Origin of the sequence: Burkholderia aenigmatica (genome assembly GCF_048627025.1) — a bacterium.
GTDB classification, from domain to species: Bacteria; Pseudomonadota; Gammaproteobacteria; order Burkholderiales; family Burkholderiaceae; genus Burkholderia; species Burkholderia aenigmatica.
In genome coordinates this window covers 2679717-2694040 of record NZ_CP184469.1, presented here as the reverse complement: position 1 = coordinate 2694040, position 14324 = coordinate 2679717, and the positions used below count along the sequence as shown (strand labels likewise).

Below are 14324 nucleotides of genomic sequence, written 5' to 3'. Positions count from 1 at the left end.
CCTGCATGATCCTTGTCTACCGCTACCGCGTGAAGTCGCTCAACGGACTGCTCAACAAGCAGAGCCGTGCGGTGAACTACGTCTGGAACTTCTGCAATGACACGCAGAAGCACGCGCTCAAGTGGAGCAAGAAGTGGCCGACGGGTTTCGACTTGAACGTGCTGACGACGGGGAGCAGCAAGGCACTCGGCATCCACTCCGGCACGATCAACGCGACGTGCGAGCAATATGCGAAGTCGCGCAGCCAGCACCGTCGGCCCTACCTGCGCTATCGCGGCAGGAAATCGCTGGGCTGGGTGCCGCTGAAGGGCCGTGACCTGAAGCGCGAGGGTGACGCGTTCCGTTTCGCCGGTAACACGTTTCGCGTGTTCAACAGCAGACCGCTTCCCGAAGGCAAGATCAAGGATGGAACCAACTTTGCTCAGGATGCGCGCGGCAACTGGTTTCTCAACATCGCGATCGAGATGCCCGATGTTCGGGCCCGCCCGGTCCGTTCCGGTGTTGGTATCGATCTCGGCCTGAAAGACTTCGCCACACTTTCGACCGGCGAAAAGTTGCCTAACGACCGGTATGGTCAGCGTGCGGCCGAAAAGCTGGCGAAAGCCCAACGCGCGCGAAAACACAAACGGCATATCGCGAAGCTGCACGCGAAGGTGGCGAATGCCCGAGCCGATTTCCAGCACAAGCTCGCGCTCAATCTGGTGCGGCGCTTCGATTACCTCGCGGTCGGCAACGTGTCGGCTGCCAAGCTCGCCAGAACTAGGATGGCGAGAAGCGTTTACGACGCATCCTGGTCGTCCTTCCGCAGCAAGCTCCGCTACAAGGCGATCGCGCACGGGGCCACGTTCGAGGAAGTCGACGAAAGCGGTTCTACCCAGTCCTGTTCGGCGTGCGGATCGAAAGACAGCACGACGCGGCCGAAAGGCATCGCGGGACTGAGAATAAGAGAGTGGACCTGCAGTGACTGTGGTGTCGAGCATGATCGAGATACCAACGCTGCGCTGAACATTCTCCGATGCGGACGTGCATCGCCAGATGTGGGAATCCTCCGCCTTTAGCCGGAGGAGGACGTCAAGGGTATCAGGAAAACTGAACGTAACGATCAGCATTATGCGTTTTTATTGTTGCTGTGTGTCTGCCATAGTGAGCTCACGCTGACGTTTCGCCCGAGGGCGGCGCGGCGCTCCGGCCGGTCGATCCGGCGTGCAGCACTGAACAGGAAAGCGTGGGGTATCGATGATGGACCATCCGTTGCGCGCCGCACTGGCCGCGGAATTGCATGCCCGGCCGTTCCTGCGGCTCGCTGAAGCCGTGTCGCTCACGCATTACGCGATCTACGCGGACGGCCAGCCCGACATCCACGAAACGCTGCTGCACGCGCTGTGCCGCGATACCGGCATTGCCGCGCCGCACGAAGGCGCGACGCACTACGCGGTGCAGTCGCCGAGCGGCTGGCACCTGAAGTGGGAACGCCACACCGAATTCTCGACCTTCACGTTCGTCGCACCGCGTCGCGACACCGGCTATTTCGACGATCTCGCGATCGAAGGCATACCGGCCGCGTGGTTCGCGCGGCTGGCCGGCATCCGCTTCGTCGCGGTGCGCATGGAGCTGCTGACGGGCGACGCCGCGCGGCTCGTCTGCGGCGACCTGCGCCGCTGGATCGACGGCCCCGCGCTCGTCGGCAGCAACGTGCTCGGCGGCGGCAAGGTGTTCTGCGACTGGCATGTGCGCGACGACGGCTTCATGCGCTTTCTCGTCGTCGACGAGGATTTCCGCGAGGAGCAGGGCGGCCGGCTGCTGCAGCGCCTGTATGAAATCGAAACCTACCGGATGATGGCGCTGCTGGCGTTGCCCGTCGCGCGCCGGATGAGCCGCGAGCTCGACGAAGTCCACGCGGCGCTGCACACGCTGATGCAGCGGATGGACGCGAGCGGGGCCGACGGCGACGACACGGCCCTGCTCGTCAAGCTCACGCATCTCGCGGTGCGGGTCGAATCGCTGTCGGGATCGGGCGCGCGCTTCAGCGCGTCGCGTGCGTACGAAAAGCTCGTGCTGGCGCGTATCCACGAGCTGCGCGAGGAGCGTATCGAAGGGATGCCGACGATCGCCGAATTCATGGAGCGGCGCTTCGCGCCGGCGATGGAAACCTGCCGCAGCGTATGGGCGCGCCACGAGCAGATCGCCGCGCGGATCGCGCGGGCGGTCGACCTGCTGCGCACGCGCGTGAATCTCGCGCAGGAAAAGGACGTGACACGCCTGCTGGCGGGCATGGAGCGCACCGCGCGCAATCAGCTTCATCTGCAGCACGCGGTCGAAGGGCTGTCGGTGGCGGCCATTTCGTACTACGTGCTGTCGCTCGCGACGGCGGCGTTCAAGGCGCTGCACGTGATGAACCTGCCGGTCGATCCCGAACTGGCGGAGGGCCTGCTGATCGCGCCGGTCGTGTTCGCGGTGATTCACATCACGCGGCGCACGCGCGCGCAGCTGGCGCGATCGGAGGCCGCGCATGACGGCGCGCCGGTGCAGGCGGCAGTATTGAAGCAGGTTGGTTAGAACATCAAAAACACGATCAGGTAAAGGAGTGGAGATGACTTTTTCGCAGACCCAACCGGGGTTTTACAGCGGTTTCGATGCCGCGTTCGACGAACCGGCACTGGATGAGCCGGGCGCGCAGGAAGCGCCGCGCGTGACGTCGTATCAGGCCGTGCTGCAGGAGCCGATGACGTCGCTCGTCGGGAATACGACCGATCGGCCGGACGTCGCGGCGGTGGCGATTCTCGGGTACAACTGACGAACTGACGCAACGCCGGGCGCGTATCCTGCCCGGCCGAGCGGCGTCCGCACGCTGCCGCTGCCCGGTCAATCGCCGGTGCGCATGCGCGGCATCGTCGGGTACGCGACCCATCGGGCCTCGATCTGGCGGCCGGGCAGGAAATGAAACTCGATATAGCCGTCGTGCCGGTTCGGTAATGCCGGCACGGCGACGTCGGTTTCGATGACTTCAGGCGCCTGGTTCCGGGCGTCTTCGTCGGGCGTCAGATCGTACGTGATCCTCACGTGCCAGGTCTTCTTGCCACGCGGCACGCTCATGCAGCACACGGTGCCGCCCCCGCCGCCAAACTGGCGCGCGTGCACGCTGCCGGCGCCGAAGCCGTCGACCACGAAGCTGTAGACGCCACGATCGGTGTAGTTGAATCCCACGACCCGATACGGGCCGTCGGCGCGCGTCTGTGCATGGACCCACCAGGCTGCACCGACCAGCAGCGTTGCGATGGCAAGCGGGTTGAGCGTCATGCGGCGTATCAGGTTCGACATGTCGATGTTCCCGTGATTCGAATCGTGTGTGACGAACGGTTGCTGGCGGTGCCCGGGCGCGTGACGCGCGCCCCGGCGGCCGAGGTCATCGCGCGCGCCTGACCGGCCCCGCCCCGTGGGCCAACGCCAGTTCGACGAACGCGCGCGCGGCCGCGCTCCGGTACGCGCCCTTGCGCTGCAGCAGCACGGCCGTGCGCCGCAGGACGGCCGGATCGAGCGCAATGGCGACGAGATCGTCGTGCCCGGTCGCGATCGTCGCGGGCAGCAGCGTCGCGAGGTTCGTCCGGCGCACGATCTCGATCACCGCCCCCAGCGAATTGGCCTCCATCAACACGCGCGGGCGCACGTCGTGCTCGCGGAAATAGCGGTCGATCTGCACGCGTGTCGCGAACTCGGCCGTCAGCAGCACGAGCGGCGCATCGTGCAGCGCGCGCAGGCCGGCCTTGCGTTTCGCGGCGAGCGCATGCCGGCGGCTCACGACGAGCGCGAGCGTTTCGACCAGCAACGTTTGCGCTTCGATATCCGCCGTCTGCACCTCGTCGAATGCGATCCCGACATCGAGCTCGTCGTCGACGAGCAACGCCTCGATGCGCTCCTGCGACATCTCGCGCACCGACAGCGACACGTCCGGGTAGCGGCCGTGAAACGCCTCGACGAGCGGCCCGACGAGATAGCTCGTGAAGGTCGGCGTGACCGCGATCCGCAGCGCGCCACGGCTCAGATCCTGCACGTCGTGAATCGCGCGCCGGCCTTCCGCGAGATCGTGCAGCGCCTGCCGCGCATAGCGGAAATACACGTCGCCGGCGTCGGTCAGCCGCGTCACGCGCCCGGTGCGGTCGAACAGTTGCGCGCCGAGCGTTTCCTCGAGCTGGCGAATCTGCTGGGACAGCGCGGGCTGCGACACATGCAGCGCGGCGGCCGCGCGCGTGAAGCTGCGATGCTCGGCGACGGCCAGGAAGTAGTGGATATGGCGCAGCAGCATGGCGGTTCCTATAAGTCCTGCTTATCCGGTGGATCATAAATCAGTCTTTTACGTTATTGGAAGTGCGGCGTAACCTGCCCTTCATCGATTTCACCCGCACCGGAGAACACGCGATGAAGGACATCATCGAAGGCTTCCTGAAGTTCCAGCGCGATGCGTATCCGGCGCGCGCCGCGCTGTTCCGCGATCTCGCGCGCAGCCAGAATCCGCGGGCGCTGTTCATCTCGTGCTCGGACAGCCGGCTCGTGCCCGAACTCGTCACGCAGCGCGAACCGGGCGACCTGTTCGTGATCCGCAATGCCGGCAACATCGTGCCGTCATATGGCCCCGAGCCGGGCGGCGTGTCGGCGTCGGTCGAATACGCGGTGGCCGCGCTGCGCGTGACCGACGTCGTGATCTGCGGCCATTCCGACTGCGGCGCGATGACCGCGATTGCCACCTGCCAGTGCATGGATCACATGCCGGCCGTCGGCCACTGGTTGCGCTACGCCGATTCCGCGCGGGTCGTGAACGAGGCGCGCACGCATCGCAGCGAACGCGAGCGGATCGACTCGATGGTGCGCGAGAACGTCGTCGCGCAACTGGCCAACCTGAAGACGCACCCTGCCGTGCGGCTCGCGCTCGAAGAAGGGCGGCTCGCACTGCACGGCTGGGTCTACGACATCGAATCGGGCTGCATCGACGCCCATGACGGCGCGACCGGCCGGTTCGTCTCCCTGGCGGACCATCCCGAGGTCCGCGCGACGCCCGCGACGCTCCCCGTCGCGGCCTGAATTGCTCCCACCCCACCACGAGGAATTGCCATGATCCAGTCCCAGCACAGTCAGACTGCCCGCCACGCGCTTGCCGAGACCGTCGTGCTCGCGAAGGCGCGCAAGAACCTGTCGTTCGCGCAGCTCACCGAAGGCACGGGCCTGAGCGAAGCGTTCGTGACGGCCGCACTGCTCGGCCAGCAAGCGCTGCCGGCGGACGCGGCGCGCAGCGTCGCCGACAAGCTCGGCCTCGACGACGACGCGGTGCTGCTGCTGCAGACGATCCCGCTGCGCGGCAGCATCGACGATCGCGTGCCGACCGACCCGACCATTTATCGCTTCTACGAAATGCTGCAGGTGTACGGCACGACGCTGAAGGCACTCGTTCACGAGAAGTTTGGCGACGGCATCATCAGCGCGATCAATTTCCGGCTCGACGTGAAGAAGGTCGACGATCCCGAAGGCGGGTCGCGCGCGGTGATCACGCTCGACGGCAAGTACCTGCCGACCAAGCCGTTCTGACGCCCGAGCGGCGCCGCGGCAGCGGTGCCGCGCAGGTTTCCGCCCGACGTGCGTCGGCTGCCGGCCGGCGCACGGCCCGCCATTCCGTTTCAACGAGGACGCAGTCATGGATTTTGTGAAACGCACGATCGATCTTGCGATGAAGAACGTGGAAGAGGGCGGCCGCCCGTTCGCGACGGTGATCGTCCGCGACGGCGAGGTCGTCGCGGAGAGCCCGAACCTCGTCGCGCAGACGAGCGACCCGACCGCGCACGCCGAGATCCTCGCGGTGCGCGACGCGTGCCGCAAGCTCGGCACCGAGCACCTGACCGACTGCGAGATCTACATTCTCGCGAGCCCGTGCCCGATGTGCCTCGGCTCGCTGTACTACTGCAGCCCGAAGCGCGTGATCTACATCACGACGCGCGAGGACTACGCGCCGTTCTACCGCGACGACCGCCAGTATTTCGAGCTCGACACGTTCTATGCCGAATATGCGAAGCCGATCGACGAACGCCGGTTGCCGATGGTGCAGCAGAAGCACGGCGATGCGATCAATGTCTACCGGCGCTGGAAGGAACTGAACGCGAAGTGACGTGATCCGCGCGGCGCATCGGCCGCGCGTGGCAGCCGCCCGGCTGCTCGTTTTCCCCACCCTCCGTTTTACCCGGCGGCGCCCGTGCCGCCGGGCGCCCGCGCTGCTGCTCGGGGCCGGCTCGTGCCCCCGTTTTTCTACCTCCCCAAACATCGATCCCGTTCAATGTCCGGAACGGAAATCCGCGATCCAAAAGGTTTTTGACGGGTTTAAAAATTCGCACTGGAGACGACAGAAACGTGCGGAAAGCCCGATGAAAACCGATGAAATCCTGATGACAGGCAGCGCGGCGACCCCGGCCGGTCGCGACTGATTGCCGTCGATCGCCGTGCGTTCCCCCACACCTGTTTCGTTGCGCCATTCGTTCCGGACGAGGAATCGCTCGATCCCTCTCCGCCAGCACCGCGCGACCGCCCGACCGGTTGCGCCTGACGCCTGAGATTCGCTGACCTGCTTAAAACGGACCATCATGAAACGGGATTCATTCAGTACACCTGATGCGATGCATCGTCCGGCGACGGACATGCTCAAGCCAAACGACGCGTTCGTGCGCATCGAAAACGTCGTGAAGAAATTCGGCGACAGCACGGCCGTCGACAACGTGAACCTGACCATCGCCAAGAACGAGCTGTTCGCGCTGCTCGGCAGCTCGGGCTGCGGCAAGTCGACGTTGCTGCGCATGCTCGCCGGGCTCGAGACGGCCACCTCCGGCAAGATCTTCGTCGACGGTGAAGATCTCGCGTCGCTGCCGCCGTACCGCCGCCCGGTGAACATGATGTTCCAGTCGTACGCGCTGTTCCCGCACATGACGGTCGAATCGAACGTCGCATTCGGCCTGAAGCAGGAAGGCACGCCGAAGAACGAGATCAAGGAGCGCGTGGCCGACGCGCTCGCGCTCGTGCAGATGAGCAAGTACGCGCAGCGCAAGCCGCATCAACTGTCGGGCGGCCAGCAGCAGCGTGTCGCGTTGGCCCGCTCGCTGGTCAAGCGCCCGAAGCTCCTGCTGCTCGACGAGCCGATGTCCGCGCTCGACAAGAAGATCCGCCAGAAGACCCAGCTCGAACTCGTGAACATCATCGAGAAGGTCGACGTGACCTGCGTGATGGTCACGCACGACCAGGAAGAGGCGATGACGATGGCCAGCCGCCTCGCGGTGATGAGCGAAGGCAAGATCGTGCAGATCGGCGCGCCGGGCGAGGTGTACGAGTTTCCGAACAGCCGCTTCTCGGCCGAATTCATCGGTTCGACCAACCTGTTCGAAGGGCGCGTGGTTGAAGACGAGCCCGACCACATCTTCGTCGAAAGCGACGACCTCGAAGCGCGCATGCACGTGAGCCACGGCATCACGGGCCCGCTCGGGATGCCGGTCGGCATCTCGGTGCGCCCGGAACGCATTCACGTGTCGCGCGAGAAACCGAGCTCGAAACACAACTGGGCGCGCGGCGTCGTGACCGACATCGCGTACATGGGCAGCTACTCGCTGTACCACGTGCGCTTGCCGAGCGGCAAGACGGTGGTGTCGAACCTGTCGAGCTCGCACCTGATGAACGACAGCGCACCGGCGTGGAACGACGACGTGTTCGTGTCGTGGTCGCCGGCCAGCGGCGTCGTGCTGACGCAGTGAGGACGCCACGATGAGAACCTCCGCCTCCAATCCGTCCGCGCCGGTGCCGACCGGCGCCGCGAGCGCCGGGACCGGCCGCGCCCGCCCGGGCCGCTTTGCCGCGCTGTCGCGCTTCCTGCCGTCGGGCCGCAGCGTCGCGATCGGCGTGCCGTTCCTGTGGCTGGCCGTGTTCTTCGCGCTGCCGTTCGTGCTGGTGCTGAAGATCAGCTTCGCCGACCAGGTGATGGGCATCCCGCCGTACACGTCGCTCGTCGAGATCAAGGACGGCGTCGTGCACTTCGCGCTGCAGCTGTCGCACTACGCGTTCCTGCTGCAGGACGACCTGTACATCGCGACCTACCTCAGCTCGCTGAAGATGGCCGCCGTGTCGACGGTGCTGTGTTTGCTGATCGGCTATCCGATGGCGTACTACATCGCGCGCTCGGAACCGAACCGCCGCAACGTGCTGATGATGGCCGTGATGCTGCCGTTCTGGACATCGTTCCTGATCCGCGTGTACGCATGGATCGGCATCCTGAAGGATGACGGCCTGCTGAACCACACGCTGATCGCGCTCGGCATCATCCACACGCCGCTGCGCCTCTACCACAGCGATGCCGGCGTCTACATCGGGATGGTCTATTCGTACCTGCCGTTCATGGTGATGCCGCTGTACGCGCACCTCGTGAAGATGGACCTGACGCTGCTCGAAGCCGCGTACGACCTCGGTGCGAAACCGTGGGTCGCGTTCACGCGGATCACGCTGCCGCTGTCGAAGAACGGGATCATCGCCGGCAGCCTGCTGGTGTTCATCCCGGCGGTGGGCGAGTACGTGATTCCGGAACTGCTCGGCGGCGCCGACACGCTGATGATCGGCCGCGTGATGTGGGATGAATTCTTCAACAACATGGACTGGCCGATGGCGTCCGCGGTGACGGTCGCGATGGTGCTGCTGCTGCTGGTGCCGATGGCGCTGTTCCAGTACTACCAGGTCAAGGAACTGGAGGACGCGAAATGATCAAGCCGAGCAAACCGCTGTCGACGGGCGTTCTCGCCTTCGGCTTCCTGTTCCTGTACATCCCGATCATCAGCCTGATCGTGTACTCGTTCAACGAGTCGAAGCTGGTGACGGTGTGGTCGGGCTTCTCGCTGAAGTGGTACTCGGCGCTGCTGGACGACGACGAGCTGCTGACCGCCGCGTGGCTGTCGCTGAAGATCGGCCTGCTGACGGCCACCGCGTCGGTCGTGATCGGCACGTGGGCGGGCTTCGTGCTCGCGCGCTTCGGCCGCTTCAAGGGCTTCACGCTGTACACGGGGATGATCAACGCGCCGCTGGTGATTCCGGAAGTGATCCAGGGCATCTCGCTGCTGCTGCTGTTCGTGGCGCTGGAGCAGATGTTCGGCTGGCCGAAGGGCCGCGGGATGGTGACGATCTGGATCGGTCACGTGATGCTGTGCGTGTCGTACGTGGCGATCATCGTGCAGTCGCGCGTGAAGGAGATGAACAAGTCGCTCGAAGAGGCAGCGCTGGATCTCGGCGCGACGCCGCTTAAGGTGTTCTTCGTGGTGACGCTGCCGCTGATCTCGCAGGCGCTGCTGTCCGGGTGGCTGCTGTCGTTCACGCTGTCGATCGACGATCTGGTGCTGTCGGCGTTCCTGTCCGGGCCGGGCTCGACGACGCTGCCGCTGGTGGTGTTCTCGCGCGTGCGGCTGGGGCTGAACCCGGAGATGAACGCACTGGCGACGCTGTTCATCACGGCCGTGACGATCGGCGTGATCGTCGTGAACCGGATGATGATCGCGCGCGAGCGGCGCCGCATGGCCGACATGAAGGCGGCGTTCGCGGTGGCGTGAGGGTGGGTGTCATGGCGTGACGAAAGCGACGGCGGGCGCGTGACGGGCCCGCCGTTTGCGTGGGGCGCTCGCTTGCAGGGCGGGGTAACCGGTCAGTCGTGCGCCGCGCGCTTTGCTGGCATCATGTCGGACAATTCAACGACGTGCATTCTCCCGATGACAACCGTTCCCGACGTTACGCTTCAACTGACCGACACCGAGCAGCCGGCCGCACACGATCTCATCAGCCGCAAGCTCGGCGAATTCAATCACGCGATGACGGGGCGCGCCGACGCGGCCGCGCTCGACGTGTACGTCACCGATTCCGCGACTGGCGAGATCGTGGGTGGCCTCACGGGGCGCACGTCGCTCGGCCTCTTCTTCATCGATCTCTTTTACCTGCCCGAATCGCTGCGCGGCGGCGGCTTCGGCAGCCGGTTGCTGCGCGAGGCGGAAGCCGAAGCGAAACGACGCGGATGCGCGCGTGCGGTGCTCTACACGATCTCGTTCCAGGCGCCGGATTTCTACCGGAAGCAGGGTTACGAAGCGTTCGGCGAAGTACCGTGCGAGCCGGAAGGCACGTCGCGCGTGTTCATGGTGAAGGTGCTTTGAATCGTTTCAGCCGGTTCGCGCCGCGCGGCACGCAGGCCGACGCAGCGCGAACGACGGCGTTCGGGCGTCGGCGTCCGGGCGTCGGCCCCGCGCGAGGGCGGCGTCACTGAATGCTCGCCGCGCGCCGGCGGAACGGCTCCCGTGCGAACCGGCGCGAGGCGCATGCCGTCCGCGTCAGCAATGCTCCAGCGCGTAAGACAGGTCGGCGATCAGGTCGTCCGGATGTTCGAGCCCGACTGACACACGAATCAATCCTTCCGACACGCCCGCCGCCGCACGCGCCTGGGCTGGCACGCCCGAATGCGTCGTCGACGCCGGATGGCAGATCAGCGACTCCGTGCCGCCGAGGCTGACGGCCGACTTGAAGAGCGTCAGGTGGTTGATGAACCTGAACGCCTGCTCGCGGCCGCCGTCGAGGATGAACGCGAAGGTCGAGCCGGGCCCGCTGCACTGGCGCTGGTAGACGGCCTGGTAGACCGGATCGTCGATGAGCTCGGGGTGCAGCACGCGCACCGGACGATGCGGATTGCCGGCGAGCCAGCGGGCGACGGCGCTGCCGCTGCGTGCGGCCTGCTGCATGCGCAGCACGAGCGTTTCCATCGAGCGGGTGATCATCCACGACGAATGCGGGTCGAGCTGCGAGCCGAGCGTGCTGCGGATCGAGCGAATCTTCGTGATCAGCTCACGCGTGCCCGTGACGCCGCCGGCGACGAGGTCGCTATGCCCGCCGATGTATTTCGTCAGCGAGTACACGCTCAGGTCGATGCCTTGCCGCGACGGCTTCTGGTACAGCGGCCCGAGCAGCGTGTTGTCGCAGACCGACAGCGGGCGATAGCCGTGGCGTGCCTCGAATGCATCGATCTCGCTGCGCAGCCCGTCGAGGTCGAACAGCGCGTTGGTCGGGTTGGCGGGCGTCTCGATGTAGCACATCCGCACGTTGCCCTTTTGCGCGGCCGCTTCGAGCGCGGCGCGGATCGCGTGGGTGGACAGCCCGTCGGCGATCACTTCGGAGCGGATGCCCCACTCGGGCAGGAACTTCGAGATCAGCGTTTCGGTGCCGCCATACAGCGGCACGGACTGGACGACGCAGTCGCCCGGCCGCAGGAACGTCAGCAGGATCGCGGCGATGGCCGACATGCCGCTCGACGTCACGACGGCCGCTTCGGAATCGTCGAGCAGGGCGAGGCGATCCTCGACGATCTCCAGGTTCGGGTGATTGAAACGGCTGTAGACGAGGCCCGCGCCTTCGCCTTCGGGCGAAGGCTTGCGCCCGGCCACGACGTCGAAGAATTCGGCGCCGTCCTCGGCCGTGCGGAACGCGAAGGTCGACGTGAGGAACACGGGCGGCTTCACCGATCCTTCCGACAGGAACGGATCATAGCCGTACGACATCATCTGGGTTTCGGGATGGAGTTCCCGGCCTGCAATCTTGCGCTTGTGATAGTTGTGATAGGCCATGCAGTGCTCCGTGCAGGGTGGTGAGGAACGGCCGTTGCAGCGGTGGCATGATGCGTGCGGTGCCGGGTAGGCACCGGGCGTCGCGACCGCGTGTGGCGATACTACTCCGAAGGCGCTGCTTCGTGACGCACCCCTGACACGATCGTCAGGGTGTCGCCTGTTCGACGATCATGTCGTACAGGGCACGGGCGGCCGGCGACAGTTGCGCACTCTTGCGCGTGACGAGCACGAGCGTGCGCGATACCGCCGGCTCGACGAGCGCGATCGTGCGGATCATCGGATACGCGTTTTTCTGGATCGCGAGCTTCGGCACCACAGCCGCACCGAGCCCCTCCGCGACGAGCCCGAGCGCCGTCGAGCTGCGCTGCACCTCGTAGAACGAATGCAGCGACACGCCGCTCGTCTTCAGTGCGCCGTCGAGCAGCCCGCGATTGCCGCTCACTTCGCCGGCGAAGATCAGCGGATGCGGTTGTAACGCCGCCCAGCGAATGCGCCGCCGCTTCGCGAGCGGATGATCGTCGCGGCACACCAGCACATAGGGATCGCTCGTCAGCGGCACGTTGACCAGTTCGGGATGCTGGTCGCCGGCAATGCCGATGCCGAACTCGGCCTCGCGATGCAGCACGGCCTGCAGCACCGACGCCGACGCGTGATCCAGGATCTTCACGCGATCGTGCGGCCGGTGCGCGGAGAACGCGCGCAGGATGCGCGGCAGGTATTGCACGCCGACCGTCGGCACGCACGCGATCGTGACGTCGCCGCGCTGGCTCAGGCCGGTTTCGCGAATTTCGGTGAGCGCGTCGGACAGCTCGTTCAGCAGCCGGCGTGCTTGCGGCAGGAAGCGGCGGCCGATTTCGGTGAGTGTGGTGCGGCGCGTGGTGCGCTCGACGAGCGCGACGCCGAGAAAAGTTTCGAGCTTGCGCAGCCGCTGCGTGATGGCCGTCTGCGTGACGTGCAGCGTGTCGGCTGCCTGCCGGAAGCTGCCGCCGTCGGCGATCGCGACGAAGGTCTGGACACCGAGCGTATCGATTTTCATTAGAAAGTTGAATCAATCACGATATTAAATTCATTTTACTGAACGCCGTGGCGATCGCAGAATGCGATGGTTCGACGGCTAGCGGCATCCCATCCGCGTAGAAGGCAAGGCCGTCCACGCCGACCAGGAGAAACGACATGACGACCCCACTCGATCGATACGCCGCCCAGTATGTGCAATTCGAGGACGAACGCACGCGGCCGATCCGCGATCTGCTGGCCGCCGTGCCGGACACGCCGATCCATACCGCGATCGACATCGGCTGCGGGCCCGGCAATTCGACGGAGGCGCTGATCGCGCGTGCGCCGGACGCCACGGTTCACGGGATCGATGCCTCGGCGGACATGATCGACGCCGCGCGCAAGCGCCTGCCGGACTTGCGTTTCGATGTCGTGGATATCTCCACCTGGGACGATCCGGGCGGCTACGACCTGATTCTCGCGAATGCGGTGCTGCAATGGGTGCCTGCGCACGATACGCTGTTTCCGTCGCTCGTCGGCCGGCTTGCATCGGGCGGTCATCTTGCGGTGCAGATGCCCGACAACCTCGACGAACCCGCGCACCGGCTGATGCGCGAGGTTGCCGCGGCCGGGCCGTGGGCGGACAAGCTGAAAGGCGCGGCACGCACCGAGCGGTTCGACGCGCGTTATTACCACGCGCTGCTGTCGCCGCTGTGCTCGCGGGTGGACGTGTGGCGCACGACCTATTACCACCCGCTGCGCGGTGGTGCCGACGCGGTCGTCGAATGGTTCAAGGGCAGCGCGCTGCGGCCGTTCCTCGCAGCGCTCGACGACGGCGAGCGCGCGGCGTTTCTCGCGCGGTATCGCGAGGTGATCGCAGGGCCGGGCGGCTATCCGGCGCTCGCCGACGGCACCGTGCTGTTGCCGTTCCCGCGTCTGTTCGTCGTCGCAACGCGGACGTGATGCGGCCGTGACTCAGCCATGACCCGGCCATGAAGCGCGGGCGGCGGTGCGTCAGCGCGCCGGCCGCATCGATTCCGGGTCGACCGTGCGGATCCGCGCGGTCTGCCCGTCGCGCAGGTCCTTGTACCAGAACAGCGCCACTTCACCGTCGTTCTCGTCGTCCGCGTACAGCAGGCGATCGTGTCCGCCCAGCACGAAGCCCGAGCGCGCATACGTGCTGCACGCGGCGACATTGTTCGACTGCGTCTCCAGCCGCATGAAGCCGAACCCGTGGCTGCGGGCCCAGGCTTCGGCGGCCGCCAGCAGCAACTGCCCGATGCCTTGCCGCCGGCAGTGGCGGTCGACGGCCAGCTCCGCGATCTCGGCCATCCCGTTCCAGCTCTGGCCGATCGCCACGAACCCGGCGAGCCGGTTGCCGGCCGTCGCGCGAAAGAGCGCCGTCTTGCCGGACGCCTCGTCCGCCCAGCCGGCCGGATCGAAGCCGTAATTCTTGCGCCGCGCCGGCAGCGCGCGGAGATCGAGCAAGTCCTGATACGGCGCGTTCAATTCCCAGGCGATGTCGAACGAGAAGTCGCATCGGTCCAGTTCGTCGGCGGGCAGCCCGCTCGTCTGTTCGATGCTGATGTGTTCGGCTCGGTCCATGTGTCGGTGTCCTGTCTTCTTCGGGATGGCGTGGTGTCGTCCGTCACGCGATCGCGGTCGTCGTGATGG

Annotated in this window: 17 protein-coding genes; 11 read left to right on the top strand and 6 right to left on the bottom strand. The window is 66.0% G+C overall.

All coding sequences use genetic code 11. The annotated features are described in order from the left end of the window. The first annotated feature begins 5 nt into the window (after window positions 1-5). The 3 genes from ACN8ZM_RS29110 to ACN8ZM_RS29100 all read left to right on the top strand — a co-directional run bounded on the left by ACN8ZM_RS29110 (window position 6) and on the right by ACN8ZM_RS29100 (window position 2794). Complete coding sequence (locus ACN8ZM_RS29110; RefSeq protein ID WP_205821934.1) at window positions 6-1058, top strand: RNA-guided endonuclease InsQ/TnpB family protein; 1053 nt, start codon at window positions 6-8, stop codon at window positions 1056-1058. Window positions 1059-1236: 178 nt separating this feature from the next. Further along, on the top strand, window positions 1237-2556 hold the full coding sequence (locus tag ACN8ZM_RS29105) for a DUF3422 family protein (protein WP_420211479.1): 1320 nt from the start codon (window positions 1237-1239) through the stop codon (window positions 2554-2556). Between the two features lie 34 nt (window positions 2557-2590). Next, window positions 2591-2794, top strand: a complete 204-nt coding sequence (locus ACN8ZM_RS29100) for a hypothetical protein (protein ID WP_043178755.1) — start codon at window positions 2591-2593, stop codon at window positions 2792-2794. Window positions 2795-2862: 68 nt separating this feature from the next. Here the strand turns inward: ACN8ZM_RS29100 and ACN8ZM_RS29095 are convergent, their stop codons facing one another. Both ACN8ZM_RS29095 and cynR read right to left on the bottom strand, forming a co-directional pair. Then, entirely contained in the window at window positions 2863-3318 is a 456-nt protein-coding gene (locus tag ACN8ZM_RS29095) for a DUF3304 domain-containing protein (protein ID WP_420211478.1), read from the bottom strand. Window positions 3319-3403: 85 nt separating this feature from the next. After that, window positions 3404-4300: a transcriptional regulator CynR gene (gene cynR / locus ACN8ZM_RS29090; RefSeq protein ID WP_089453849.1), complete on the bottom strand. Its 897-nt coding sequence runs from the start codon at window positions 4298-4300 to the stop codon at window positions 3404-3406. A 113-nt stretch (window positions 4301-4413) separates the two neighbouring features. Between cynR and ACN8ZM_RS29085 the strand changes: the two genes are divergently transcribed. From ACN8ZM_RS29085 to ACN8ZM_RS29075, 3 genes are all read left to right on the top strand, one after another. Continuing rightward, entirely contained in the window at window positions 4414-5073 is a 660-nt protein-coding gene (locus tag ACN8ZM_RS29085; protein ID WP_043178750.1) for a carbonic anhydrase, read from the top strand. Between the two features lie 30 nt (window positions 5074-5103). Then, complete coding sequence (gene cynS, locus ACN8ZM_RS29080; protein ID WP_420211477.1) at window positions 5104-5574, top strand: cyanase; 471 nt, start codon at window positions 5104-5106, stop codon at window positions 5572-5574. 106 nt (window positions 5575-5680) lie between these two features. Next, complete coding sequence (locus ACN8ZM_RS29075; RefSeq protein ID WP_043178747.1) at window positions 5681-6148, top strand: nucleoside deaminase; 468 nt, start codon at window positions 5681-5683, stop codon at window positions 6146-6148. 162 nt (window positions 6149-6310) lie between these two features. On the opposite strand, the gene ACN8ZM_RS29070 is transcribed toward ACN8ZM_RS29075, so the two are convergent. Further along, a complete protein-coding gene (locus ACN8ZM_RS29070; RefSeq protein WP_420212696.1) occupies window positions 6311-6673 on the bottom strand; it encodes a hypothetical protein in 363 nt (120 codons plus the stop codon). On the opposite strand from ACN8ZM_RS29070, the gene ACN8ZM_RS29065 reads away from it, so the two are divergent. The 4 genes from ACN8ZM_RS29065 to ACN8ZM_RS29050 all read left to right on the top strand — a co-directional run bounded on the left by ACN8ZM_RS29065 (window position 6651) and on the right by ACN8ZM_RS29050 (window position 10196). Continuing rightward, complete coding sequence (locus ACN8ZM_RS29065; RefSeq protein WP_043178746.1) at window positions 6651-7772, top strand: ABC transporter ATP-binding protein; 1122 nt, start codon at window positions 6651-6653, stop codon at window positions 7770-7772. The two genes, ACN8ZM_RS29070 and ACN8ZM_RS29065, sit on opposite strands and share 23 nt — an antisense overlap. Before the next feature lie 10 nt (window positions 7773-7782). Continuing rightward, window positions 7783-8769, top strand: coding sequence for an ABC transporter permease subunit (locus ACN8ZM_RS29060; protein WP_043178743.1), 987 nt, complete (start codon window positions 7783-7785; stop codon window positions 8767-8769). Next, window positions 8766-9605 carry an ABC transporter permease subunit gene (locus tag ACN8ZM_RS29055; RefSeq protein WP_043178742.1) on the top strand — a complete coding sequence of 280 codons (840 nt, stop codon included), beginning with the start codon at window positions 8766-8768 and terminating at the stop codon, window positions 9603-9605. The genes ACN8ZM_RS29060 and ACN8ZM_RS29055 overlap by 4 nt, the downstream gene beginning before the upstream one ends. A gap of 156 nt (window positions 9606-9761) precedes the next feature. Next, a complete protein-coding gene (locus tag ACN8ZM_RS29050) occupies window positions 9762-10196 on the top strand; it encodes a GNAT family N-acetyltransferase (protein WP_043178741.1) in 435 nt (144 codons plus the stop codon). Window positions 10197-10370: 174 nt separating this feature from the next. Here the strand turns inward: ACN8ZM_RS29050 and ACN8ZM_RS29045 are convergent, their stop codons facing one another. Then, the gene (locus ACN8ZM_RS29045; protein ID WP_420211476.1) at window positions 10371-11654 is read right to left on the bottom strand and encodes a cystathionine gamma-synthase family protein; all 1284 of its coding nucleotides are present in this window, start codon (window positions 11652-11654) and stop codon (window positions 10371-10373) included. A gap of 145 nt (window positions 11655-11799) precedes the next feature. Continuing rightward, a complete protein-coding gene (locus ACN8ZM_RS29040; protein WP_420211475.1) occupies window positions 11800-12690 on the bottom strand; it encodes a LysR substrate-binding domain-containing protein in 891 nt (296 codons plus the stop codon). Between the two features lie 137 nt (window positions 12691-12827). Here ACN8ZM_RS29040 and tam point away from each other — a divergent pair, with 137 nt between their 5' ends. Continuing rightward, window positions 12828-13613 (top strand): trans-aconitate 2-methyltransferase, encoded by a 786-nt coding sequence (gene tam, locus ACN8ZM_RS29035; protein ID WP_420211474.1) that lies wholly within the window; start codon window positions 12828-12830, stop codon window positions 13611-13613. Window positions 13614-13664: 51 nt separating this feature from the next. Here the strand turns inward: tam and ACN8ZM_RS29030 are convergent, their stop codons facing one another. Next, the gene (locus tag ACN8ZM_RS29030; protein ID WP_089453845.1) at window positions 13665-14255 is read right to left on the bottom strand and encodes a GNAT family N-acetyltransferase; all 591 of its coding nucleotides are present in this window, start codon (window positions 14253-14255) and stop codon (window positions 13665-13667) included. Window positions 14256-14324: the final 69 nt, after the last annotated feature.

Bases quoted from the DNA above. Each gene is read 5' to 3' on its own strand.
- ACN8ZM_RS29110 (WP_205821934.1), top strand. From the start codon at position 6: ATGATCCTTGTCTACCGCTACCGCGTGAAGTCGCTCAACGGACTGCTC.
- ACN8ZM_RS29105 (WP_420211479.1), top strand. From the start codon at position 1,237: ATGATGGACCATCCGTTGCGCGCCGCACTGGCCGCGGAATTGCATGCC.
- ACN8ZM_RS29100 (WP_043178755.1), top strand. From the start codon at position 2,591: ATGACTTTTTCGCAGACCCAACCGGGGTTTTACAGCGGTTTCGATGCC.
- ACN8ZM_RS29095 (WP_420211478.1), bottom strand. From the start codon at position 3,318: ATGTCGAACCTGATACGCCGCATGACGCTCAACCCGCTTGCCATCGCA.
- cynR (WP_089453849.1), bottom strand. From the start codon at position 4,300: ATGCTGCTGCGCCATATCCACTACTTCCTGGCCGTCGCCGAGCATCGC.
- ACN8ZM_RS29085 (WP_043178750.1), top strand. From the start codon at position 4,414: ATGAAGGACATCATCGAAGGCTTCCTGAAGTTCCAGCGCGATGCGTAT.
- cynS (WP_420211477.1), top strand. From the start codon at position 5,104: ATGATCCAGTCCCAGCACAGTCAGACTGCCCGCCACGCGCTTGCCGAG.
- ACN8ZM_RS29075 (WP_043178747.1), top strand. From the start codon at position 5,681: ATGGATTTTGTGAAACGCACGATCGATCTTGCGATGAAGAACGTGGAA.
- ACN8ZM_RS29065 (WP_043178746.1), top strand. From the start codon at position 6,651: ATGCATCGTCCGGCGACGGACATGCTCAAGCCAAACGACGCGTTCGTG.
- ACN8ZM_RS29070 (WP_420212696.1), bottom strand. From the start codon at position 6,673: ATGTCCGTCGCCGGACGATGCATCGCATCAGGTGTACTGAATGAATCC.
- ACN8ZM_RS29060 (WP_043178743.1), top strand. From the start codon at position 7,783: ATGAGAACCTCCGCCTCCAATCCGTCCGCGCCGGTGCCGACCGGCGCC.
- ACN8ZM_RS29055 (WP_043178742.1), top strand. From the start codon at position 8,766: ATGATCAAGCCGAGCAAACCGCTGTCGACGGGCGTTCTCGCCTTCGGC.
- ACN8ZM_RS29050 (WP_043178741.1), top strand. From the start codon at position 9,762: ATGACAACCGTTCCCGACGTTACGCTTCAACTGACCGACACCGAGCAG.
- ACN8ZM_RS29045 (WP_420211476.1), bottom strand. From the start codon at position 11,654: ATGGCCTATCACAACTATCACAAGCGCAAGATTGCAGGCCGGGAACTC.
- ACN8ZM_RS29040 (WP_420211475.1), bottom strand. From the start codon at position 12,690: ATGAAAATCGATACGCTCGGTGTCCAGACCTTCGTCGCGATCGCCGAC.
- tam (WP_420211474.1), top strand. From the start codon at position 12,828: ATGACGACCCCACTCGATCGATACGCCGCCCAGTATGTGCAATTCGAG.
- ACN8ZM_RS29030 (WP_089453845.1), bottom strand. From the start codon at position 14,255: ATGGACCGAGCCGAACACATCAGCATCGAACAGACGAGCGGGCTGCCC.